This is a genomic window from Pyxidicoccus xibeiensis (assembly GCF_024198175.1).
Taxonomy (GTDB): domain Bacteria; phylum Myxococcota; class Myxococcia; order Myxococcales; family Myxococcaceae; genus Myxococcus; species Myxococcus xibeiensis.
Window position 1 is genome coordinate 433,609 of record NZ_JAJVKV010000003.1, and the last position, 22,170, is coordinate 455,778.

At 69.4% G+C, this 22,170-nt stretch carries 20 protein-coding genes and 1 tRNA gene; 11 read left to right on the forward strand and 10 right to left on the reverse strand.

Translation table 11 applies throughout. The features are described 5' to 3' along the window. The first annotated feature begins 7 nt into the window (after positions 1 to 7). The gene (locus LXT23_RS14515; RefSeq protein ID WP_253980753.1) at positions 8 to 619 is read left to right on the forward strand and encodes a polysaccharide biosynthesis/export family protein; all 612 of its coding nucleotides are present in this window, start codon (positions 8 to 10) and stop codon (positions 617 to 619) included. Positions 620 to 645: 26 nt separating this feature from the next. Here the strand turns inward: LXT23_RS14515 and LXT23_RS14520 are convergent, their stop codons facing one another. The 6 genes from LXT23_RS14520 to LXT23_RS14545 all read right to left on the reverse strand — a co-directional run bounded on the left by LXT23_RS14520 (position 646) and on the right by LXT23_RS14545 (position 6,897). Further along, positions 646 to 1,461 carry an inositol monophosphatase family protein gene (locus LXT23_RS14520; RefSeq protein WP_253980754.1) on the reverse strand — a complete coding sequence of 272 codons (816 nt, stop codon included), beginning with the start codon at positions 1,459 to 1,461 and terminating at the stop codon, positions 646 to 648. Between the two features lie 20 nt (positions 1,462 to 1,481). After that, positions 1,482 to 2,057, reverse strand: a complete 576-nt coding sequence (locus tag LXT23_RS14525; protein WP_253980755.1) for a TlpA disulfide reductase family protein — start codon at positions 2,055 to 2,057, stop codon at positions 1,482 to 1,484. A 1-nt stretch (position 2,058) separates the two neighbouring features. After that, positions 2,059 to 3,531 (reverse strand): UDP-N-acetylmuramate:L-alanyl-gamma-D-glutamyl-meso-diaminopimelate ligase, encoded by a 1,473-nt coding sequence (gene mpl, locus LXT23_RS14530; RefSeq protein WP_253980756.1) that lies wholly within the window; start codon positions 3,529 to 3,531, stop codon positions 2,059 to 2,061. Then, on the reverse strand, positions 3,524 to 4,705 hold the full coding sequence (locus tag LXT23_RS14535; protein ID WP_253980757.1) for a serine hydrolase domain-containing protein: 1,182 nt from the start codon (positions 4,703 to 4,705) through the stop codon (positions 3,524 to 3,526). The genes mpl and LXT23_RS14535 overlap by 8 nt, the downstream gene beginning before the upstream one ends. Beyond that, on the reverse strand, positions 4,702 to 5,613 hold the full coding sequence (locus tag LXT23_RS14540; protein WP_253980758.1) for a S66 peptidase family protein: 912 nt from the start codon (positions 5,611 to 5,613) through the stop codon (positions 4,702 to 4,704). Before LXT23_RS14540 ends, LXT23_RS14535 begins: the two co-directional genes overlap by 4 nt. A gap of 108 nt (positions 5,614 to 5,721) precedes the next feature. Continuing rightward, complete coding sequence (locus tag LXT23_RS14545) at positions 5,722 to 6,897, reverse strand: RsmB/NOP family class I SAM-dependent RNA methyltransferase (RefSeq protein WP_253980759.1); 1,176 nt, start codon at positions 6,895 to 6,897, stop codon at positions 5,722 to 5,724. Between the two features lie 163 nt (positions 6,898 to 7,060). Between LXT23_RS14545 and LXT23_RS14550 the strand changes: the two genes are divergently transcribed. The 8 genes from LXT23_RS14550 to LXT23_RS14585 all read left to right on the forward strand — a co-directional run bounded on the left by LXT23_RS14550 (position 7,061) and on the right by LXT23_RS14585 (position 15,133). Beyond that, positions 7,061 to 7,133 (forward strand) — tRNA-Asn (locus LXT23_RS14550). Positions 7,134 to 7,246: 113 nt separating this feature from the next. After that, positions 7,247 to 7,942 carry a hypothetical protein gene (locus tag LXT23_RS14555; protein WP_253980760.1) on the forward strand — a complete coding sequence of 232 codons (696 nt, stop codon included), beginning with the start codon at positions 7,247 to 7,249 and terminating at the stop codon, positions 7,940 to 7,942. A 984-nt stretch (positions 7,943 to 8,926) separates the two neighbouring features. Then, positions 8,927 to 9,622: a DUF6484 domain-containing protein gene (locus tag LXT23_RS14560; RefSeq protein WP_253980761.1), complete on the forward strand. Its 696-nt coding sequence runs from the start codon at positions 8,927 to 8,929 to the stop codon at positions 9,620 to 9,622. Between the two features lie 11 nt (positions 9,623 to 9,633). Next, positions 9,634 to 10,929: a TIGR02270 family protein gene (locus tag LXT23_RS14565; RefSeq protein ID WP_253980762.1), complete on the forward strand. Its 1,296-nt coding sequence runs from the start codon at positions 9,634 to 9,636 to the stop codon at positions 10,927 to 10,929. Between the two features lie 14 nt (positions 10,930 to 10,943). Beyond that, a complete protein-coding gene (locus LXT23_RS14570) occupies positions 10,944 to 12,068 on the forward strand; it encodes a DUF2169 family type VI secretion system accessory protein (RefSeq protein WP_253980763.1) in 1,125 nt (374 codons plus the stop codon). Then, positions 12,065 to 13,132 carry a hypothetical protein gene (locus tag LXT23_RS14575; RefSeq protein WP_253980764.1) on the forward strand — a complete coding sequence of 356 codons (1,068 nt, stop codon included), beginning with the start codon at positions 12,065 to 12,067 and terminating at the stop codon, positions 13,130 to 13,132. The genes LXT23_RS14570 and LXT23_RS14575 overlap by 4 nt, the downstream gene beginning before the upstream one ends. Continuing rightward, a complete protein-coding gene (locus tag LXT23_RS14580; RefSeq protein WP_253980765.1) occupies positions 13,129 to 14,229 on the forward strand; it encodes a PAAR-like domain-containing protein in 1,101 nt (366 codons plus the stop codon). The genes LXT23_RS14575 and LXT23_RS14580 overlap by 4 nt, the downstream gene beginning before the upstream one ends. A 4-nt stretch (positions 14,230 to 14,233) precedes the next feature. Continuing rightward, entirely contained in the window at positions 14,234 to 15,133 is a 900-nt protein-coding gene (locus LXT23_RS14585) for a hypothetical protein (protein WP_253980766.1), read from the forward strand. A 439-nt stretch (positions 15,134 to 15,572) separates the two neighbouring features. On the opposite strand, the gene LXT23_RS14590 is transcribed toward LXT23_RS14585, so the two are convergent. The 4 genes from LXT23_RS14590 to LXT23_RS14605 all read right to left on the reverse strand — a co-directional run bounded on the left by LXT23_RS14590 (position 15,573) and on the right by LXT23_RS14605 (position 18,657). Next, positions 15,573 to 16,124: a hypothetical protein gene (locus LXT23_RS14590; protein ID WP_253980767.1), complete on the reverse strand. Its 552-nt coding sequence runs from the start codon at positions 16,122 to 16,124 to the stop codon at positions 15,573 to 15,575. Continuing rightward, positions 16,121 to 17,014 (reverse strand): FecR domain-containing protein, encoded by an 894-nt coding sequence (locus LXT23_RS14595; RefSeq protein WP_253980768.1) that lies wholly within the window; start codon positions 17,012 to 17,014, stop codon positions 16,121 to 16,123. Before LXT23_RS14595 ends, LXT23_RS14590 begins: the two co-directional genes overlap by 4 nt. Positions 17,015 to 17,144: 130 nt before the next feature. Then, the gene (locus tag LXT23_RS14600) at positions 17,145 to 17,705 is read right to left on the reverse strand and encodes an RNA polymerase sigma factor (protein ID WP_253980769.1); all 561 of its coding nucleotides are present in this window, start codon (positions 17,703 to 17,705) and stop codon (positions 17,145 to 17,147) included. A 49-nt stretch (positions 17,706 to 17,754) separates the two neighbouring features. Next, positions 17,755 to 18,657, reverse strand: a complete 903-nt coding sequence (locus tag LXT23_RS14605; RefSeq protein WP_253980770.1) for a hypothetical protein — start codon at positions 18,655 to 18,657, stop codon at positions 17,755 to 17,757. Positions 18,658 to 18,946: 289 nt separating this feature from the next. Between LXT23_RS14605 and LXT23_RS14610 the strand changes: the two genes are divergently transcribed. Together LXT23_RS14610 and LXT23_RS14615 are read left to right on the forward strand one after the other, a co-directional pair. After that, the gene (locus LXT23_RS14610; RefSeq protein WP_253980771.1) at positions 18,947 to 20,512 is read left to right on the forward strand and encodes a DUF1592 domain-containing protein; all 1,566 of its coding nucleotides are present in this window, start codon (positions 18,947 to 18,949) and stop codon (positions 20,510 to 20,512) included. Next, a complete protein-coding gene (locus LXT23_RS14615) occupies positions 20,509 to 22,116 on the forward strand; it encodes a DUF1552 domain-containing protein (RefSeq protein WP_253980772.1) in 1,608 nt (535 codons plus the stop codon). The genes LXT23_RS14610 and LXT23_RS14615 overlap by 4 nt, the downstream gene beginning before the upstream one ends. Positions 22,117 to 22,170: the final 54 nt, after the last annotated feature.

Genomic DNA, 22,170 nt, shown 5'->3' on the forward strand with positions numbered 1-22,170 from the left:
ACCCTGGATGAAGACCTTCCGCTCCGCCCTCGCCGTGCTGCTCCTCGCGGCGCTTCCCGCGTGCTTCGGCACCGCCCGCCCTCCCCCGCCGACGCCCACGCCGGCCGCCGAGGCAGGTGAGGCTCGCGCGGGTGGCGGCACGCTGGGCCCCGGCGACGTGGTGGAGGTGCGCGTCTTCCAGGAGCCCGAGCACTCCGGCACCTGGCGCGTGTCCCCCGAGGGCACCATCGACTACCCGCTGTGCGGCAAGGTGCCGCTGTCGGGACAGACGCCCAGCGGGGCGGCGGACGCGCTGCAGACGTGCCTGGCGCGCTACGTGCGCCGGCCGCAGGTGTCGGTGCTGATTCGCGAGTACAACTCGCAGAAGGTCTTCGTCTTCGGCGAGGTGCAGAAGCCCGGCACCTTCCCGGTGGACGGGGACATGTCCATCGTCCAGGCGATTACGCTGGCCGGCGGCTTCACCAAGCTGGCGGCGAAGAACAACACGCTGGTGACGCGCGTGGTGGACGGGCAGGAGCGCAAGATTCGCGTGCCCGTGGAGGACATCGGCGTGGGGCGGGAGAAGAACTTCATGCTCCAGCCCGGCGACATCGTCTTCGTGCCGGAGAGCTTCTTCTAGACTCGGCGGCTTGGAGGCTCGGCGCCTCAGCGCGGCGTCCAGCCCATGTCCTCGATGAAGCGCTTCGCCTCGGCCAGCAGCTCCGGGGCCAGCGCGGGCGCGGACGCAATCACGTCCCCGCGCAGCACGTCGAAGGGCGCGCCGGTGACGTGGCGGATGACGCCCCCGGCCTCCTCCACCAGCAGCGAGCCCGCGGCGATGTCCCACGGCTTGAGGCCGAACTCGAAGAAGCCGTCGAAGCGGCCCGCGGCCACGTAGGCCAGGTCCATGGCGGCGCTGCCGGTGCGGCGCATGCCCTGGGCGCGCAGGATGAAGCGCGTGAAGAGGCCCACGGGCCCCTCCGGGCGCTCGCGCACGTCGTAGGGGAAGCCTGTGCACAGCAGCGCCCTGTGGAGCGAGGCGACGGTGCTGGCGCGCAGCGGGCGGCCATTGAGGGTGGCGCCCTCCCCGCGCGCGGCGGAGAAGAGCTCGTCCAGCATGGGGTCATAGACGGCGCCGGCCAGCACGCCGCCGGGGCCCTCCACCGCCACGCTGACGCAGAAGTGGGGCACGCGGTGCGAGTAGTTGGTGGTGCCGTCCAGCGGGTCCACCAGCCAGCGCAGGCTGTTGGTGCCCTGCGAGGCGCCGCTCTCCTCGGCGAGGATGGCGTGGGCTGGGTGGCGCTCGCGGATGAAGGCCAGCAGCGCCTCCTCCGAGGCCCGGTCCGCATCCGTCACCAGGTCGATGCCGCCCTTGTACTCAATCGTCCGCTCGCCCATGAAGCGGTCCGCGAGGATGCGGCCCGCCAGACGGGCCCCCTCCTCCGCGGTGCGGCGCAAGGTGGCGGGGGTGTCCTGGGCCATGACGTCTCCTCGGCTGCTGCTCAGGGCGCGGGCTCGGCGAGCAGCGCCTCCACGTGCGACAGGTACCGGGCGTAGAACTCCTCGGAGAAGCCCTCCTCCGAGTGGCGCACCACGCCGCGCCGGTCGATGTAATAGGTGGTGGGCATGCCCCGGACCTTGAGGGTGCGCTCGGCCACCTGCGCATTCTCGTCCATGAGGATGGGCAGCTTCACCTTCGTCTCCGCCAGGAAGGGCGGCACGGCGCGCGCGTCCTCGTCCACGTTGAGCGCGTACACCTTCAGCCCCTTGTCGGCGTACTGGAGGGCCAGGTTCTCGTAGAAGGGCAGCGCGTCCCGGCACGGCTCGCACCAGGTGGCCCACACGTCCAGCACCACCACGCTGCCCCTGTCACTGGCGAGGTCATACGGCTCGCCGCCGGGGTAGCGCTTCACCTTGAAGTCCAGCGGGCGCGGGGCCTCGGCGTCCGAGGCCGGCGCCGTACCGCCAGCCCCATTGCCCGGGCCGGACCCCGTCAGCGGCGGCATGGGAGGCGCCTTCGCACAGCCCGCGAGCGACAGCGTGCCGATGAGCGCGGCAAGAGAGAGAGCCGTGCGCATGTCAGCCCCCCGCCTCCGCCCGGGCCTTGAGCGCCGCGAGCACCTTGTCGATGAAGCCCCCGAAGGCGCCGTTGCTCATGACGAGCAGGATGTCCCCGGCGCGGGCCTCGCGCGCGGCCAGGTCCACCAGCGTCTGCACGTCGGTGGCGCCCTCCGCGGCGATGCCCTGGGCCTTGAGGTCCTCCACCAGCTTGCGCACGTCCAGCTCCTCGCCCACGGGCACCTTGTCGTGGCGCTCGGGCACCTTGAGGCTGGCGCGCGTCGCTCCGGTGAAGGCGTGGGCGTAGTCCTCCTGGTGGATGTTGCGGCGGCTGGTGTTGGAGCGCGGCTCGAAGATGGCCCACAGCCGGCGCTCCGGGTACCGGTTGTGCACGGCGGCAATGGTCTCCCGCACCGCGGTGGGGTGGTGCGCGAAGTCGTCCACCACCATGATGCCGCCCGGCTCGCCGCGAATCTCCTGGCGCCGCTTCACGCCGGAGAACGTCGCCAGGCCCTTGCGAATCTCGTCGAAGGACAGGCCCAGGCCGCGCGCGGCGGCGATGACGCTCAGCGCGTTCTCCACGTTGTGCGCGCCGCCCATGGGCAGGTCCACCGTGCCCAGCGACTGGCCGCGCTCCACCACGTCGAAGCGCGCGCCGGCGGGGCTGAAGGACAGGTTGCGCGGCGTGTAGTCCGCGTCCGCGCCCTCCTTCGCCACGTACGTCACCACGCGGCCCTTGCAGCCCTCGCGCGACAGCTTCACCGCGTTGGGGTACGCGGCGCAGACGATGAGCTGCCCGTCCTGCGGAATCAGCCGGACGAACTTCTCGAAGGTGGCCTCGTAGTGGGGCAAGTCTCGGAAGATGTCCGCGTGGTCGAACTCCACGCTGGTGAGGATGGCGGTGCGCGGCCGGTAGTGGAGGAACTTGGAGCCCTTGTCCCAGTAGGCCGTGTCGTACTCGTCGCCCTCGACGACGAAGTGCGGGCCCTTCCCCACGCGGTAGTTGCCCGAGTAGTTCTGGGTGACGCCGCCCACGAGGAAGGACGGGTCCTTCCCGGCCTCCACCAGCACGTGCGCCATCATGGAGGACGTCGTCGTCTTCCCGTGCGTGCCGGCCACCACCACCGAGTGCGCGCGGTCCAGGAAGAGCGAGCCCAGGGCGGCCGGGAAGCTCATCTGCTTGAGGCCGCGCTCGCGCACGGCGGTGGCCTCCGGGTTCACCCGGCGGATGACGTTGCCGATGATGACGAGGTCCGGCTTCGCCGCGTCCAGGTTCTCCGGACGGTAGGGCGAGGCGGCGGGGATGCCCCACGCCTTGAGCATGTCGCTCATGGGCGGGTAGACATTCTCGTCGCTGCCGGTGACTTCGTAGCCCGCGGCCTTGAGCATGCCGGCGAAGGAGCCCATGCCGGTGCCGGCCACGCCCACCAGGTGGATGCGGCGCACGCTGCCGGGTTCGAGGGTGTCGAGGACGTTTCCGTTGTCGTCAGCCATGCTTTCCCTGCTGGAGGTCGGTGAGCGCGAGTGCCTCCACGACGAGGTCGTGGAAGACGGGTCGGAAGTCGCGGATGCGCAGCTCCTGGCGGCCCTGGGCCACGCGGTTGGTGACGAGCGCCACCACCAGCGCGCGGCGCAGGTCCACCCAGAGGCTGGTGCCGGTGAAGCCCAGGTGCCCCACCGCGCCCGGAGGCGTGTTGCCGATGTAGTGGCCCGCGCTGGAGTGGAGCCGCGACGGCGAGTCGAAGCCCATGGAGCGCGTGCTGCCCTCCACGAGCGCATCCGTGGCCAGCAGCCGGTGCCACAGCGGGCCGGGGGCAAGCGCCGCCCCGCCCGCGCACCCGTCCAGCACGGCCTGGCCGAAGCGGGCCACGTCCACGGCGGTGCCGAAGAGGCCCGCATGGCCGGCCACGCCATCCATCACCCAGGCGTTGTCGTCATCCACCTCGCCGGGGCGCGTGGGCGCGGAGGGCACGTCCTTCCACAGCCCCTCCTGGCCGGGCGCGGGCTCGCGCGGGCGGGTGGCACCGGTGGGCGCGGGCGTGGCATCCGCGGGGAAGTCGGTGAGGCGGTGGAAGCGCGCGCCCAGGCCCAGGGGCTCGGCGACGTAGCGAGAGAAGAGCGTGTCCAGCGGGGCGCCCGCGACGCGGGAGAGGATTTCGCCCAGGAGGATGAAGCCCACGTCGCTGTAGGCCGTGCGGGCGCGCGGCGCGGCGGCGAGCGGCGTGGCGGCGGCGGCCTGGACGACCTCCTCGCGGGCGCGGGCGCGCACGGCGGAGGGGCAGGTGGCGGCGAGCAGCTCCGGGTGCGCGGTGAGCGCCTGGGCGAAGAAGGGCACGAAGGGCGGCAGGCCCGAGCGGTGGTAGAGCAAGTCCGCCACGGTGGCGCCCGCGTCGCCCACGGGCGAGCCGGGGAAGAAGCGGGACACGAGCGTGTCCGGGCCCACCTTGCCCTCCGTCCACAGGCGGAGGAACAGGGCGGTGGTGCTCATCACCTTGGTGACGGAGGCGAGGTCGAAGCGGGTATCGCCGGTGACGTTGCCCGTCACCCCGCCGAAGACCTGGATGCCCCGGTGGAGGACGATGGCCTGGGCCGCCGGGAAGACGCCAATCTTGCAGGCGTCGTCGAGGACCGTCTGGAGGATGGCGATGGGGTGGGGACTGCCGCTCATGCGCGCACGGCTCCTTCGAGGAAGGTGAGGCGCGCCGCGTCCGCCTCCAACCGCACCTGGGTGCCCAGGGCCACCGGGTAGTTGAGGGCACCGTGGCCGATGGGGAAGCCGGCCGCGCAGGGCAGCCCCACGTCCCTCGCGAGCTCCCGGAGCACGTCCGCGCTGGTGTAGTCCGCGTTGCGCTCCTCGCACGAGGTGAAGTCACCCAGGACGATGCCGCGCACGCGAGAGAAGACGCCCGCCAGGCGCAGGTGCGTCCACATGCGGTCCAGGCGGTAGGGGCGCTCGGTGACGTCCTCCAGCAGGAGCACCGCGCCGTCGAGCGGCGGCATGTACGGGGTCCCGATGAGCCGGGTGAGGACGGAGAGGTTGCCGCCGACGAGGGTGCCCTCCGCCATGCCCGGCACGTAGGTGTCCGAGCCCGTCAGCGGCGGCGGGGCCTCGGGGGACTCGAGGAGGCGGAAGAGGTACTCGTGTACCTCCGGGGGCTGCTTGCCGAGCTGAGTGAGGACGGGCGCGTGGATGGTGACGCGGCCGAGGGCCTGCAGGGCGCCGTGGACGGAGGTGAGGTCGGAGAAGCCGCAGAAGGCGCTCGGCGCGGCGTCCGCGAGCGGGAGGTCCGGCAGCAGCCGGGCGGCGCCATAGCCGCCGCGGGCGCAGAAGATGGCGCGGGCCTCGCGGTCCAGCAGGGCGCGGGCGAGCTCCTCACCCCGGCGCGTATCGTCTCCCGCGAGGTAGCGGTGGGAGGCGAAGATGTCGGGCCGGTGGACGGGGTTGTAGCGCTCGCGGAGGACGGCCAGGCCCACGTCGAAGCCTGGGGGGTCGAAGGAGCTCGCGGGGGCGACGACCTGGACGGTGTCGCGGGGACGCAGCGGAAGGGGCTTGAGCCAGCGCACGTGGCGCTTCATAGCACCGGGGGCACGGGGGGCACGCCGTTTCCAGACGCGGCGCCGGGAAGCGTTGAGTACCCCCGTCCGTCGGCACGAGGACACTGCGGACGCTCGGCGCCCCCTCCCCTACCCGGCCGAGCGCTCCATCACCGCGGCGAAGAAGGCGTCCGTGCCGTGGCGGTGGGGGGCGACGAGGAGGAAGCCCTCGTGCACGCAGGCTTCCGGGAGCCAGCCCTGGCCGGGGCGCACGGGGCTGAAGTCGGGCCGCGCGGCGAGGAAGGCGGTGACGAGGTCCTGGTTCTCCGCGCGGTTCACCGTGCAGGTGGCGTAGACGAGCCGACCGCCGGGGCGCACGAGGTCGGCGGCGTGCTGGAGGATGTCGGCCTGGAGCGGCGGGAAGTGGGTGAGCACGTCCGGCTCGATGCGGAAGCGCAGGTCGGGGCCGCGCCGCAGCGAGCCCAGCTCCGAGCACGGGGCGTCCACGAGGACGCGGTCGGCGCCGAGCCCCGGGGTGGGAGGCGTCCGGAGCACCTGCACGCGGGAGAGGCCGGCGCGGGCGCTGCGCTGGAGGAGCCGGTCCAGCCGCTCGGGGTCGGGGTCGTAGGCCAGCAGCCGGCCGGAGTCCTTCATCTGGGCGCCCAGCAGGAGCGTCTTGCCCCCGGCCCCGGCGCACAGGTCGAGCACCGTCTCACCCGGCTGGGCATCCAGGACGAGCCCGAGGAGCTGGCTGCCCTCGTCCTGGACCTCGAAGAGCCCCTCGCGAAGGGAGTCCAGGCCGTAGAGGTTGGGGCGGGGGCCCTCGACATGGAGCGCGAGCGGGCTCCAGGGGCCGGGGCGGGTCTGGACGCCCTCGGAGCGCAGGCGCTCGGCCAGGGCGTCTCGGGTGGTGCGCAGGGGGGTGGCACGGAGGGTGATGGGGCCGGGGACGTTGAGGTGGGCGCAGAAGTCCTCGGCCTCGGGGCCGAACTCGCGGGCAAAGTGGTCGGCGAGCCAGTCCGGCAGGGAGGCCCGCAGGGCGAGCGTGGGGGCGGGAGCGGGGTTGAGCGCGGGCCCCCCGCCCTCCCCCAGCCCGGCCAGGGCAGCAGCTTCGGGCGCGGGGACGCCGGCCAGGCCGTGCAGGAGGGCGTAGAGGAGGAAGGGAGGCGTGGCGTCGTCGCGGCCGAGGAGAAAGCCCAGGCGGCGGCGCCAGAGACCCACGTTGTAGACGGCCTCCTTGAGGGCCTGGCGCTGCTCCCGGGAGAGGTGGCGGTGGTCACGGAGGGTGCGGTCCAGCACGCGCTCGGCGGGAGAGCCGGCGAGCACCTGGGCGATGGCCTCCGAGGCGACGGAGACCAGGCCGGCGAGGGCGGCCCAGGGCTGGGCGTGAAGCCGGGAGAGCGGATCAAACGGGACTGTTGACAGGGCGGGCTCCGTTCTCTACAAAGCGCGTCATCACGGCAGCGCAGCTGCGCCGTGACGGACATATTCCCCGATAGCTCAGCCGGTAGAGCGGGTGACTGTTAATCACTAGGTCCGAGGTTCGAGTCCTCGTCGGGGAGCAAGAAATGCAGGGCCTTGGGCGAAAGTCCAAGGCCCTTTTCATTTGCCCTACCCTGCTCGTGAGCAAAACACGGGCTCCCTGGCCGTTCTCCACAGTGGAGCGCGCGGGCGCATGGGCGAGTGCACGTGCAAGAGCCAGCTCCGGGCGGCCATGGAGCAGCTCGAGCGCTTCGAGATCGACCCGGAGCACTACAACCCGGCGGGCTCGGTACACGAGGCGCCCATCTACCTCGATGCGCCGCTCGCGGCTGAATTCCTCGCCTGCTCGCGCGACGTGGACAAGAACAGCTCCACCTGGGTGAAGAAGCAGCAGGGCTACCTCGCGTGGTGGGCCGACCAGCTCAAGGGCCGCGACCCGCGGAAGGTCACGCTCCTGGACGACATCCTCCCGGCGCTGGAGAAGGCGACGGCCCGGGGGCATCGGATCGCGGTCCTCAAGCGCCTCTACTCCTGGCTGCGCAAGGTGAAGCACGTCCTCTCCGTGGCCGAGGACCCGACGTTCGGACAGCTCACCGTGCTCCAGGCCAGGCCGGAGCAGTGGAACCGCACGAAGGTCATCCCCCAGGAGCACTACCTGCTCGCACGCGAGCACCTTGCGCCTCACTGGCGTGACGGGATGGACGTGCAGGCCGGCACCGGCTGGCACGTCTCGGAGCTGGTGCGCTTCGCCAAGATGGGCAGCGTGGAGCCGTACCGGGGCGAGGCCGAGGGAATCGCGGGCGTGCTGGTATGCCCGCAGAAAAGAGCGGCGAGCCCTTGCTCACCGCCGTTTCCGCCGAGGTGCTGGAGGCCGGGAAGCGGCTGCTAGAGCGGGGCTCATTCAGCTTCGAGAAGTACACCCTGGCCATCAAGGGGGCCTGCACGGCGGCGGGTATCCCGGCCTTCACCCCGGGACGGTTCCGGCACTCCGTCGCCACCTGGGCCATCGAGAAGGGAGAGGACCCGGCCTCAGTGGCGGCCTTCCTCAGTTCTCCCATCTCTTCCGCTCGTCCTCCTTCTTGTCCGGCGGCAACTTGGGATAGTCGCAGCACCAGTGAAAGATGCCGTAGCGGCCACTCCTCAGCGGCCCGCTGCAGTGGCTCCTCCTGCGGCAGGACGTCGTCCTTCAATAGGCGTAGGTAGCGCTCCTCGAGTTCTTCGAGTTCCTGGTCCGTCATTGGCGCCCTGGCTACCCCGTGCTGCCGGGCCGAGTCCATTCGACGCGTACACCTCCGAGGGCAGTTGCTCCGCGGCGCTCACCGCAGCGGCTGCGAGCTCGCACTCCGTAAGTGCCAGCACATCGCGGACTCCCAGTGCAGCCATCGCAGCCGACTCCGCCGCGCGGCACTCCGCCTTCGCCCGGGTCAGGTGCATCCGGGATTCGGTACTCCCGTCCAGCCCGGCGTACGCCCGCTGCAACTCCACCTATGCCCGCCCCAGGCGCTAAGCGAGCGCCCTCCGCTTCTTCATGTCCATGGCTCGAGGTGGAGAGCAGGGAGTGTGCCGAGCGTCTACATGCAGCCGGCCACCTTCGCCTCGCTTCGGACATTCAGCTCGGTTGCACTTTGGGTGTGGCTCTTCATTCCGAGCACGCCTCATGCATTGCGAGTCAGCCCGGGCCGGTAGGGTTTTCCGGTAGAGACAAGTGAGGCGGTTTGAATCGCTGCGCGCCATGGGGTAGCCGAGCCTCCGCGAGGGCCGGTGGCCTTCCCCATTCAGATTCTCCATTCAGCGCTCTGTCGTTACGTTTCGAAGAGGGGGAGTCTTCATGAGTCACCTATTGCCTTTGCGCGCCACCTCATTCGAGGTGACGTTGGAACCCATTTGGGAGAGCCGCCTAGGGCGCATCGTCGGGACGGACGGCGAGGGCCGGCCCGTCGTGGACTTCGACGGCAATCCGGTGGGCCCTCGCGTGGCACGCAAGGCCGTGCGGCTGGACGTCGAGGGGATTCGGGCCGCCGTCACAGTGCAGCAACCGGTGGAGCTCCGCTTCGAGGATGGGGACCCATACCGGCCCATCATCATGGCCCTACTCCCCGTCGTTCAGCGACGCACTCCATCGGATGCAATTCCGGGTGCGTGGGTCGAGGCCGCCGAGTCGCCCGCTCACGTCATCCAGGGCCGGGACGGACTCGTGCTGCGCTGTGGGGACGCTGCCGTCACCCTGCTGCGCAATGGGAAGGTCTCCTTGAAGGGGACGTCCGTCGAGACTTCGGCGGAGGGCACCGTGCGCATCAAGGGCATGGCGGTGCAGGTCCACCCGCCGGGTGCGCAGGGCGCCCGAGGGCGCCAGGCAGAAGCAGAAGGTCATCCTGCAGCGGGCCACCACCCGAGCGACGACGCGGCCGACATCCAGGTCATCCAGGGCAAGGAGAGCCTCGTCCTGCGGTGTGGCAAGGCGCGCCTGACGCTCCTGCGCAACGGGCGAATCCTACTGGAGGGGACGTACGTGGAGACGTGCGCCGAGGGCGTCGTCCGCCTCCAGGGCGGCTCCGTCCGAATCAATTAGGGGGAAGGCACATGGTGTTGGAGGACGTGATGGAAGAGCACCTGGACGAGGCGGCTTTCCGGTGGCTGCAATGGGAGCGGTCCCTGGAGGCGCCTGACTTCAGCCTCGCGGACGTGGCGAGACAGGAAGAGCAGCTGGCAGCGCACCTGCACGGGCTGGTGCTGGGCGGCGCGGAAGGCGCCGAGTCCTTGCTCTGGCCCGCTTTGGACTCCGGAGAAGCAACGCGAATCACCGCCGCCGCCTATGCACTGCTGGCCCAGGGGCACGTCGAATCCCTCCTCAACTTCATGGCCGGTGACGCGCTCGAGGCGGTAGCGGCGGTCCGACGCGCGGTGGAGTTGAGTGCAGCCCCCAGCCTGGGTGAGCACCTGCTCCCATTGCTGAAGCGGGATGACGCCGCCCTTCAGGCCCAGCTTCTGGAGGCGCTGGCCTTCCGCCACGAAGCGCCTGCGGAATTGCTTGCGGAGTCCTTCCTGCATGAGGAGCCGCAGGCGAGGATGGCGGCGTTACGCGCCAGCCCGCCCCTTCCCGAGGCCACCGCGCGCCGGCTCCTCCCGGGACTCCTGGAGTCCGGGCACCCAGGGATTCGCGCCGCGGCCATGGAGGCCGGCCTCACTTCGGGCGCGCGCATGGCCTGGGAGGCCTGCCGTCAGGCCGTGCGCGCGTGCAACACCCACTCGCCCCAGGCCATGGTGCTGCTCGCCCTCTTCGGCACCGACGCGGACACGGCCCTGCTGGTGGACATGTTGGGGACTCGGGAGATGCGCCCGCATGCCCTCTGGGCCCTGGGCTTCAGTGGGCGCCTCGTCGCCATGGAGGCCTGTCTCGCGCTTCTGGAGGACCCCCTGGCGGCACGGCTGGCGGGGGAAGCCTTCTCCGCCATGACAGGCCTCCAGGTGGAGGGCCTCTATGCCCTCCCTGCCGGGGAGCAGCCCGAAGGAGCGCCACTGCCTCCGGAGCTCCAGGAGGGCCTGGATGCCGACCTGGTGCCCAAACCCGAGGATGACCTGCCCTGGCCGTGCATTGGGGCGGTGAGGTACTGGTGGAAGGAGGCCCGTCCTCGCTTCCAGGCAGCAGGACGCTACCTGAATGGCCAGCCCCTTGAGGGGCCCGTGCTGCTGGAGGCCCTCACGCACGGCCCCATGCGGCGCCGGCACGTGCTGGCACGCGAGTTGGCCATTCGCAGCAAGGGCCAGCACCGCATTCCTACCCGGGCCTTCACCCAGCGCCAGGGGACGGCGTTGGCCCAGGCCCGGGCGGGCTGCGCACACCTGAGCCTTCTGCCCCTGGAGCGCACGCTGCGCTGACGCGAGGAGACGCCATGCAAATCAGCGAGAACACGACGGGGATGTCCGCGGGCCTCACCGTGGCGACGGACGCCGGGGCCCGAGAGCACTGCGTCGTCGCCGTCAAGGGCACCTTCCGCATGAACGGCTCCGGCGAACCCCAACTGGCGGACGTGCAACGTCCGGTGGCCTACACGGACGAGCACCATGGGGCCCCCGAAACGACGAGCCTCCTCCGGGAGAATGACTTCGCATTGACGAAGCCCCGGGTGGACGTCCTCGTGCAGGGCCACGCCGTCGCACCCCACGGGCGCGCGACGGAGGCGATGTTGGTGCGCGTGGAGATGCCGGGCCGGCACAAGGACCTCCGCGTTATGGGAGACCGCCATTGGGACAAGGGGCTGATGGGCGTGAAGCCCACGCCTCCCAAGCTCTTTGTCCGCATGCCCCTGCGCTACGAGCTCGCCTTCGGCGGAGTGGATACCTCCCACCCGGAGCCGAAGCACCACGGTGCGGAGCTGCGCAACCCGGTGGGCCGGGGCTTCCGGCAGAACCCTCGCGCCGCGGATGCGGTGGGGACGCCACTGCCCAACCTGGAGCACCCCCGGCACTTCCTGGACAGGTGGGATGGAAAGACAGTGCCGGTGGGCTTCGGCCCGGTGGGCCGTGGCTGGCAGCCTCGCCTCGCCCACGCCGGCACCTACGACGAGCGCTGGCTGGCGGAAGACTACCCCTTCCTTCCCCGGGACTTCAGCCCGCGCTACTTCCAGTGCGCGCCCGAGGACCAGCAGCTACCGGCCCTGCGCGGCGGCGACGTGTTCCGCTGCCTGGGCCTGACCGAGTCCGGCCCCTGGACGGTGACGCTGCCGCGCCTCCAGGTGCCTGTGGCCTTCCGCTTCCGCGAGTCCGACGTCAGCGCCGAGGCAAGAATAGACACGGTGCTGCTCGACGCGGACGTGCGCGAGGTGGTGGTGACGTGGCGGGCCTCCGTGCCGCTGGGCAAGAAGCTCGCCCACCTTCGCGAGGTGCAAGTGGGCTTGCCACGCCCGAGCGCGAAGGAAGGGCCGGTGCGGTACCTGCGCGGCAAGCCCTACTTCCGAGGGCTGGGCGCGCTGGTCTCCTGGAGGCAGCGCACGCGGCGGACGGGAGGGGCGTCATGAGCGCCACGCCCCTATACGTCTCCGCCGCGGGCATGGCCTGCCCGCTGGGACTAAACGCCGAGTCGGCCGGTGCCGCCCTGCGTGCGCGGATGAATCGCTTCAAGCGGAGCGGCTACCACGACGACGACGGGGCGCCCATGGTCCTCTCGGAGTTGTCGACGCTCGCACCCGAGTTGCGGCGCGAGGAACGCGTCCTGGGGCTGCTGGGCATGGCGGTGGCTGGCGCCGTGCGGGGCCTGGAGGAAGCCGAGCTCGCCCACCTGCCCCTGCTGGTGGGCACGTCAACGCCGGAGCGTCCAGGCGGCGTCCCGGAGGTATTCCCCCGGGCACTCGAGCACCTTCAGCATGCCCATGGGCTTCGCCTGGAGGGCACCTTGTCTCGAAGTCTGGCCCAGGGGAATACGGCGGGACTCCGGTCACTGGCCGAAGCCCGGCTCCTGCTGGCCCGTCACCCGCGGCTTCCCGGCTGCCTGGTGGCCGCGGTGGACAGCTTCATCAACGCCTCGAGTCTCAATGGACTGCTGCGGCAGGGGAGGCTGCTGCGCCCGGACAACTCGGATGGAGTCATTCCCGGCGAGGCCGCCGCCTGCCTCCTGGTGACGCGCAGGCCGCGTCGCGACGACGCATGCCCCCTGCGACTGGCGGGGCTCGGCTTCGGCCAGGAGCGGGCCACGCTGCATTCGGACGAGCCGCTGCGCGGGCTGGGCCTTGCGCAGGCCTACCGGGAAGCCCTGGCTGAGGGCGGTGTGGACGTCGCTGAGGTGGACTTCCGCGTCGCTGACGCCTCCGGCGAGGGCTATGGCTTCAAGGAGCTCTCCCTGGCCCTCTCTCGGCTGCTGCACACGCGCAGGGAGTCCACGCCGCTGTGGCTCCCGGCGGAGTCCCTGGGGGAGACAGGGGCGGCGTCGGGCCTGGTGGCCCTGGCCTGGGCCTCAATGGCCCTGCGCCATGGCTATGCGCCCGGACCCCGGGCCCTCATCTCCACGTCCGACTCGGCCGGGGGGAGAGCAGCGGTACTCTTGCGCGGTCCTGACACGTACACTCCACGAGGGATGCCCGGATGAAGGTCTTTGCCAATGGCAACGAGGTGGCCTGCGCCGACGGGGACGGGAAGGTGGTGGCGGCCTTCCCGGACGTGTGCATGAGTCCTCCCCCACCACCCGCGGGGCCGGTACCGGTGCCCTACCCGAACACCTCCTTCTCCCGGGACATGAAGCAGGGCAGCAAGCGCGTCACCATCAACGGCAAGCCCGTCATGCTGAGGGACCAGTCGTATTACGCCACGTCTCCGCTGGGGAATGAGGCCGCTACCCGCAACTTCGGAGCGGGCATCATCTCCCATCAGATTACTGGGAAGACGCACTTCATCTCCTGGTCGATGGATGTCCATGTCGAGGGCAAGAATGTCCCGAGGCATATCGACCTTACGACTTCCAACCACGGAAGCAACGCGAACAACGCCGTCCCCACCCCCAACCTCGCGAAGAGCGCCACCAGCAGTCCAGGCCAGGTCACCTTCAATGCCTGCCCGTGCTGCAACGGGCCCCTGCACGAGAATCAGAAGGATCCGGTGACGGGGCAACCCTTCGAGACCATTCCGGAGATGGAGTTCTACGGGCGTATCGCGCAATACCGGATGAATCGACGTGCGGAGATGCAGGGCATTCTCCAGAAGGTTGCGGAGGGCAAGATGCCGATGCCCTCCTGGGCGAACAAGCCCGACCCGAAGTCCGGCCTGCCCGTCAAGGACAACATCATCCGCATGGGGGACGAGTGCGAGCGCGACTTCAAAAAGCTCCAGGAACTCCGGCAGAAGCACCCCAACTGCCCCAACGTGCACGAGCCTCGGGATCAGGGATGCGGTGTCCACTTCAAAGTCGTGGAGCCCGGATTGGCAGGTGACGTCAAGAGCGGCGGTGCTTGGAGAACGGCACGCCAGAAATCAATCAAAGAATGGCGGAAGAAGGGATACTCGATCGACGACGAGGACCAGATCAATCATATGACCCCGGCCGATGCCGGTGGGTGCCCGTACTCACTGTCGAACCTTGTGCCCGACTCGGTTCTCAGTGGCGACTGTCGGGAGATCGAGAACATCCAGACTCGCATTCAGAATATGAACCCTCCCAAGCGTGACGAGCGCAACATGCTGTTTCAATGAACCCATGCGGCCAGCATATTTTGACAACAGCCTGATTGAACTGGGGGCCGGCATGCATTTCACTGCCCCTCCTCCCCCTGATGTGGCAGACCTGCGCCACCTCGCCAGCCACAATCCATGGCAAGTCATTCCTTGCATCCTAGCCAATCTCCAGCAAGGCAGGTTCGACGTTTCCCGGAGACTTGTACGGCTGATGCATGAGACTCGGGACGCAGATGTCTGGAACGCCTGCGCCACGCTGCTGTCCTACGCTACACCCTACTCCGTCATTCGTGAGCTGGAGGCGGCGTCTGAGACGCTTCTTGAACCGAAGCGCAGCCCATATACCCGGCGCTATTTCTGCGAAATCCTCTCGTGCTCGGCCGGCGTCTGGGGTGTGCCGCATCTGATACGCCATTATCAGGAACTCAAGGACCGGAAGGTCGAGGCCGAAGTTGAATATTACATCTCGCAGGTGCTCGAGGCAGAGCCGGGTCCGATCGCGAACGGCCCCCGAGTATTATGGGAATCAAATGGGCTGCCTCCGCCCTTCGAAGAGTCCACGCCGGTCTATCTAAACGAGGAGTATCTCGCACTCCTCGAGAGCACGTTCCAGCGCCTCGTCTCCAGCCAGAGGCTCCGCGAGGGAGAGACAATCATCGAAGGAGGGCGACTGAACATCCGAGACGTCGCTCAACGCCTGTTGACGCGGGTGCAAACCGGCGAGCGACTGGACCGCATCGCAATGGGAAGGATGCTTCTTGAGTCAACCACCGGACTGAATTGCCGTGCGTTTTTCGACGATTCCGGCCGGCTAAAAAACCTCACTGCGGCGGCTATCGTCGAGGAGTTTTTAGAACGGGGAGACGCCGACAGGTATCAGCCAGGCGTCCGTTACTTCTTCGGCCATCGAATTCCAGATTGAGTGCGCCTGTTTGCGAGCGCCGCACGGTGGGCACCCCGACATCGAATTCGGGAAGCGAAAAGCCGTCGAATACGCGTGCGAGGCGTACAGCCGCATCCTCGAGGCCGGCCGCAGCCCCCGAGAGCGCGTGGCCCTTGCCGAGGAGTACGCGGCATCCGCAGCGCCGTCTGACGAGCGGGTGTCGGTCGCCGAGGTGGTGGAGCTCGTCCGTGAGGCTGTAGCGGCGAGGAATGGGTGGAAGCGCACACTCGCGCGCTGCGCCCCGGAGCCACGGGACGTGTCGCGTGTCACAGTGGCAGGAGGTATTTCCATCGGCCGCTGAGGAGATAACGCATCCTTTTGTCTTGCCGAGCCGCACGCGTCTCGCCGGACCCGAATATCCGGTAGCCACACCGGTGTAACTCCATGAGTGCGTCAATGCGAGTGAGCGAGGCGCACGTCAAGGTGCGCCCAAGGCCTGGACGACCAGGGCATCCAGCTCGATGACATCGCCTGGGGCACCTTCGGCGCCAGTCACTTCCACGGACACCCGTTCCGTTCCCTCCGGAGCCGTCAGCTCGCGAGCGGTCCGCACCCACTGCCCGGAGAGCACGGGGCTGGAGAGCGTCTCCGCCTGCAGCTCCCGGCCGCCTGAGTCGCGCCAGATGACCCTCATCTCGGCGACCCGTGAGCGCCCCGGCGTCCCCCGTGCCCAGAAAGAAGCGCGGTGAGCCCCTGGCGAGGCCGCGAACCCCGGCCAGTTGTCGAGGTGCACGCCCCAGCCATACGGCTCGGCCACCTCCACGCGCAGGCCTGCTTCACCCTCTCTCGCGGCGGTGGACGCTCTCGAAACGGTGACCGAGTACCACGCAATCCAGGCTCCAAGCCCCGTCTCCAGGGAAGCCGTCTCGGCATCGAGCAGATTGGAGGTCGGGGAATGGTCGATGATGACGGGCTCGCAGGCGGTCAGCGCCGCTGCCAGCCACAGCAGGCTCCAGCGCCCCCGTTTCATCGCCCAGTCTCCCGGTCCAAGCCCTCGCAGGACAGCGTCCCACGGGCACGCTGGACCGCCTCCGCGTAGTGCCCGCGCCGGAACTGTTGTTCGTGCCGGGCCCAGTGGGAGCAGGCGCGCTGCGCGTCCTTGAGCTGGTACGTCAGCAACGAGCCCAGCTCGAAGCTGAGGCGCTCCCGCGTCGCCACCGGCTGCTTGCGCATCGCCTCCTCGAGGTACCGCGCCGCTTGCTCGAACTCGTGCCGACCGCGAAGGACCTCCAGCTCTCGCAGGACGTCCTCCGCACTCGGAGCACGAACCGGCGTGGAGGGAACGCGGGAGGAAGCAGCCTTCGGGCTGGGCGTCGCCAGCGGCTGGGGCCGTTCCGGCTCGGGAGGCGCTGGCTCGCGAAGGGCTGGCTCGGCGGGTTTGGCCACCGGCCACTCCAACGTCTGCCCCAACCTCACTGGAACCACCTCTCCGCTGAGCCGACGAAAGACAATGGCACCCTCGTGCAAGGTGACCGTGCCTCCCCCTTCCCTCTCCTCCACCGTGAAGCGCGTGCCCATGACCTCGATGGCCCCGCCTGACACGAGCACGACGGCAGGGGGCGCACCAGGCTGGCGGTGATTCACCGAGAACTCCGCGCGACCGCGGACCAGTCGCACCCCGGAGGGTTCACGACGAACGACGAGCGGCCCCTGGTTCCGGAGAGTGATGCCTCGGGCCGCGTCCATCAGGGCGGCCTCGCCCCCTTGAATCACCACACCCGCGGCGTCTTCCCGCACCATGAGGTCGGCGCTGGCCCGCGCGACCTCGAGTCCCCCGAGAGCGCGTGCGGAGGGAGCCCGCATGAAGAACACCACGAGGGCCAGCGCCGCCGCCGACGACGCGGCGAGTCCCCAGGACACAGGACGTCTGTGCCATGCGGGCTTCGGCTCGCGTGCGTCCCGCAGCCGCGACCACAGTCGGGCCCGGACGGCAGGTGGCATCCCTTGCTCGCGGCGGAGCGGGTCTTCACGCCGGAGCTCTGCGCGGAAGTCACGGGGAGCCATCATCCACCTTCCATCCCCAGGCCGTCAGACGGCCCTGTGCGCGGGTGATCAACTTCGACACGTAGCCCTCTGACAGCGAGAGGAGCTGGGCAATCTCGCGCTGGCTCAGGTCGTCCAGAAGCTTCAATGCCATCACCACCCGCTCCTGCCCCGGCAAGCGGTCCAACGTCGCCGTGGCGCTGCGCACCGCCTCTCGCCGCACGAGGGCCGCCTCCGGCGTGGACTCCGTCTCCGCGGGGTGCACCGGAAACAAGAGGTCGGCGACGCGCTGTCGGAAGGTCTTCTCGCGCCGCAGGGCGGAGAACGCCACGTTCTGCGTGACGCGAAAGAGCCAGCCCCTCACATCCTCCTCGCGCAGCCAGGCCTGGTGCTCCCAGGCCTTGAGGAAGACGTCATGTGTGACGTCTTCGGCCCAGCCTGAACGACCGGCCGCATACCGCATGGCCCAGACGTAGACGTCCTCGGCGTGCTCCTCGTAGAGCGTGTCGAATGACACAGGCCGGGCAGGCAGGGCGGGCGGGGCCTTGGAGTGGAGAGCACGCGACATCCATCACCTGCGGACCTACGAATGAAGCTGGAGAAACTTTCCCCGGAGGCTACTGCCCCCAGGAAAGCTGGGCGCCGGTTTCGAGCCTCGCGCCTCCCCGAGACCAGAGTGTCTCGCCCTCGCTCACATGCGTCACGGGCCGTAGCAGCCCCAGGGCCACGCGCAACTCCGCCGCGAACCGCTCGGTGAACCGCCACCGGAGCTTCATCCGGGCCCAGCCCGCGGGAGAGACCTGGGTACCGGTCTGGCCCGACACCCAGGCGTCCTCAAACCGGAACGTGTGGAGGACGAGGCCCGCGCCCGCACCCGGTTCGAGCTGCAGGCGCTCCGCCACGGAGAGCCGATAACTGAAGAAGGCGCCACCTTGCGCCTCGAACACGGTCAGCGCCGCTTCGCGGGACACCCCGAGCCCCGCCTCCGCTTCCAGGCCGAAGGCCCCCAGGCCCCGCCTGACGGAGAGCAGGAGGTGTGGCTCGACTCCGGGTCGGTGCCAGAGCGTCCCCAGCCCCAAGCTCAGGTCCAGTTCGGGGCGCCCTGGGGCGGCAGCCAGCTCCACGGGAGGCTGGAGCACGGACTCGGGCAGAGGCGGCTCGGGCTCGGGCTGCACCGCCCGCGTCATCTCGGAGAGCTTCTGTGCGACTTCCAGATGAAGCTCCGCGATTGAACCCCTTCCCACCCGGACGCCCTGTTCGACCCGTTGCCGCGGCCCGGCGGCCTCGAGCCACAGCCCTTCAGGAGTGCGGCTTGCGCGCAGTCGAAGCTGGGCCGGACTCTGTGGGGAGACGACCGCGAAGCCCTCCTGGATCAGCCGCAGGGCCACCTTTCGCTCCAGCTCCACTCCGTCCCACCGCCGATAGTCCTGCTCGGGAAGAGCGCGAAGGTCGAACGATACCGACACCACCGGGGCCTGGGTCAGGACGACGAGGGAGAGCGCGCAGAGCAGAGCAATCATGCGGTGATGGCGAGAGTACCGTCGCCCGTGGCCTCCGGGCAGGAAAGTATTTTCGGCCACGCGCGTAGCCAGGGACATGACGCTTCCTCGTTCCGTGAGCCTCCTGCTTCTTTGCGCTGGCGCGGTCGCCTGTGAGGGTTCCATCGGGCACAACCCTCACACCGGAGGAGGCGAACCCGATCCGCCGTCCGCGTCCGATTCCGTCCGTCCGGCGCCAGCGAGCTTCTCCTGCGACGCGAACGCCGTCCCCGCGGACCTTCCGTTTCCCCGGCTGTCCCGGACGCAGCTGATGAACTCGCTTCGCTTCGCCATTGCCCGTGCGCTGCCGAACGAGGCCGACGCCCTCTGGGCGAAGCTCACGCCCATCCTTGCCCGGTACCCCACGGACCGGCGCACTCCCGCGCCCGGTGACTTGAAGGGCGGCTTCAGCCGGCTGGACCAATCCATCCAGCAGACCCAGGTCGACGTCATGTATGACCTGGGCAAGGCCGTAGCCCAGGAGCTCACCAGCACCGACGCGCGCCGCAACGCGCTCCTGGGAAGCTGCGCGAGCGACAGCCAGACCGCCAACGACCGGGCCTGCCTGGAGACCTTCGTCCGGGGATGGGGCTCCCGCGTCCTGCGCTACCCACTGCCGCCGGCGGAGGTCACCGCCTTCGCCGACATCGCCGGGGCCACTCCGGTGGACAGGGCGGCGGTGGCAGACGTCATCACCACCCTCTTGAACTCGCCCTGGTTCCTCTACCGGGTCGAGCATGGCACCACCGCCGGCCAGCCGGTGAGCCCCCTCTCCGCGTTCGAGCTGGCCGCGAAGCTGTCCTACCAACTCTGGCAGGCGCCTCCGGACGACTCGCTCTGGGCCGCGGCGGCCGATGGCTCGCTCCTGACCGCGAGCGGCTTCAACGCCCAGCTCGACCGGATGATGAAGAGCCCCCAGCTGCGAAGCTCGCTGGACGAGTTCGTCAGCGAGTGGCTGCGGCTCGAGGAGCTGCCGTCGCTGGTGGCGCTCCGGAACGACCCGGTCTACCAGGCCTTCGTCGGAGCGGAGATGCCCACGGACGCCGCGCGCACCGCGATGTTCGAGGACGTCCAGCTCTCCGCCTGGAACACCGTCGTGTCCGGTGGCTCGGTGAGCGACTTCCTTCATGACCGGAGGTCCTACACGGCGGACCCATTCCTGGCCGCCATCTACGGTGTCCCCGTCTGGAATGGCTCTGGTCCGGCGCCGGTCATCCCGTCCCGGAACCGCAGCGGCCTGCTGACCCGCGCGGCGTTGCTGGCCACGGGGACCGCGTCGACACGTCCCATCCACAAGGGCTACCTGGTGCGAAACGCCCTGCTCTGCCAGCAAGTCGGGGCCCCTCCGCCCAATGCCAGCGACAGGCCTCCCGCGCCGACGGAGCACATGACGACGCGACAGGTGGTGGCCCAGCTCACCTCCGGAGGCAGCTGCGGCGGATGTCACAACAACATCATCAATCCACCGGGCTTCGTGCTGGAAGGGTTCGATGCGCTCGGACGGGAGCGCAGCGTGGAGCGGCTGTACAGCCCGCAGGGCCACGAGACCGCCACGCCCCCCGTGGACACCTCGGCGGACGTGTGGCTCTACGACTCCGAGCAACGAGTCATCTCCAACGCCGCGGAGCTCTCGCGGATGATTGATGACAGCCAGCTCTTCGAGTCATGCGTTGCGCAACACTACTTCCGCTTCGCGCACGCTCGCGTGGAGTCCACCTCCCGCGATGGCTGCCTGCTCTCGGAGCTGGAGGCGGTCGCGCGCAGCGGCGCACCGATGGCCGACCTGCTGAAGACCGTCGCCCATCATCCCACGTTCAAGCAGAGGAGCTTCCAGTGAGCAACACACCTGTCTTCCGATGGGACCGCCGCATGTTCCTGCGCGGCGCGGGCGGAGCCGTGCTGGCGTTGCCGCTGCTCCCATCGCTCTTGAGCCCCCGCGAAGCGAAAGCCCAGGCCGCCTGGCGCCCGAAGTGCTTCGTGCATTTCCGTACCCCCCACGGAGCCATCTTTGGCGCGAGCATGTGGCCGGCGGACCCGGCGCTGACGCAGTCCCTGTTCTACGCGGACCACGACGTCCGGCGGGGAGTCCTGGCCGCGGTGCCTCACGCGAGCGGTGATGCGGTCATCAGCCGGGTGCTGACCGCGAAGTCGTCCGTGCTCACGCCCACGCTCGTCTCGAAGATGAACATCCTGCGGGGACTCGACTTCCCCCTCTACATGGGTCACAACTTCGGCGCCGCGCTGGGCTACTACGACTTCGACAAGCAGACGCCCGGCTCACCCCGAGCGACCATCGATCAGGTGATGGCCTACTCACCGGCCTTCTACCCGAGCGTCGCCTCCGTCCGGAAGCGAAGCGTCGCCATTGCCGCCTCCGGCACCTCGAGCGGCAGCTGGGGGTACAACACCCCCGGAGTCCGCTCCTCCGGGGTCGCTTCGAGTTCCATCAGCGGCACTGAGAGCTCACTCGCCCTCTTCGACACCTTGCTGGCCGGCACCAGCAGCCCCGACCCCACCCGGGCTCCCGTGGTGGACAGGGTCCTCGAAAGCTACCGGCGGCTGCGCAACGGCAACGGTCGGCTCTCGGCCGAGGACAGGATGCGGCTGGACCAGCACATCGACGCGGTCGCGGAGCTGCAGCGCCGGCTGGAGACCACCAGCACCGGCTGCCAGGTGCCGCCCCGTCCCACCACCGACAACCTGTCGCTGCGAAGCTCCGGTTCCTTCGCGGGGGACCCCGCGAAGAACGTCGAGTACTTCCGGCTCATCAACGAGGTGCTCGCCGTGGCGATGAACTGCGGCGTCTGTCGCATCGCCACCCTCAGCATCGACGAGAACAACCAGAACCTGACGTTCACCCCCCGCGCACCCCAGGGAGAAGACTGGCACAACAACGTCGTTCATCCAGCGACCGTGGCCGGGGCGAACCAGGACCTGGTGGTCCAGTTCAACCAGGTCTTCTTCTCGCAAGTGTTCCTCGACCTCGTCTCTCGCTTCGAGCGGTTCTCGAACGGCGCGGGGGGAACCCTGCTGGATGATTCGCTGCTCGCGTGGGGGCAGGAGAACGGCAACACGCCCCACTTCTCCTTCTCCGTCCCGGTCGTGACCGCCGGGAGCGCGGGGGGCGCCCTCAAGACGGGCAGCTACTGCGACTACCGGAACATCACGCACAAGGTGAGCGGAGACTCGAGCACGGGCAGCGAGGGCAACTTCCTGTGGTCGGGCCTCCTCTACAACCAGTGGCTCGGCACGGCGCTCATGGCGATGGGCATTCCGAAATCGGAATGGGGCGAACCCGACCACCCCGGCTACGGCTGGAAGGCGTCGTACCAGTCGACCTACGAGTACTTCTTCACGAACAACGGCTTCACCTCGGCGCAGGCCTATCCGGCGTCGATGTGGCAGAAGACCGGAGAGCTGCTGCCATTCCTCGCGCCCTGACAGACTCGGGAGGCCTGGGATGGCCGCCGCACCTGCCAGGAGACGCGGGCGACA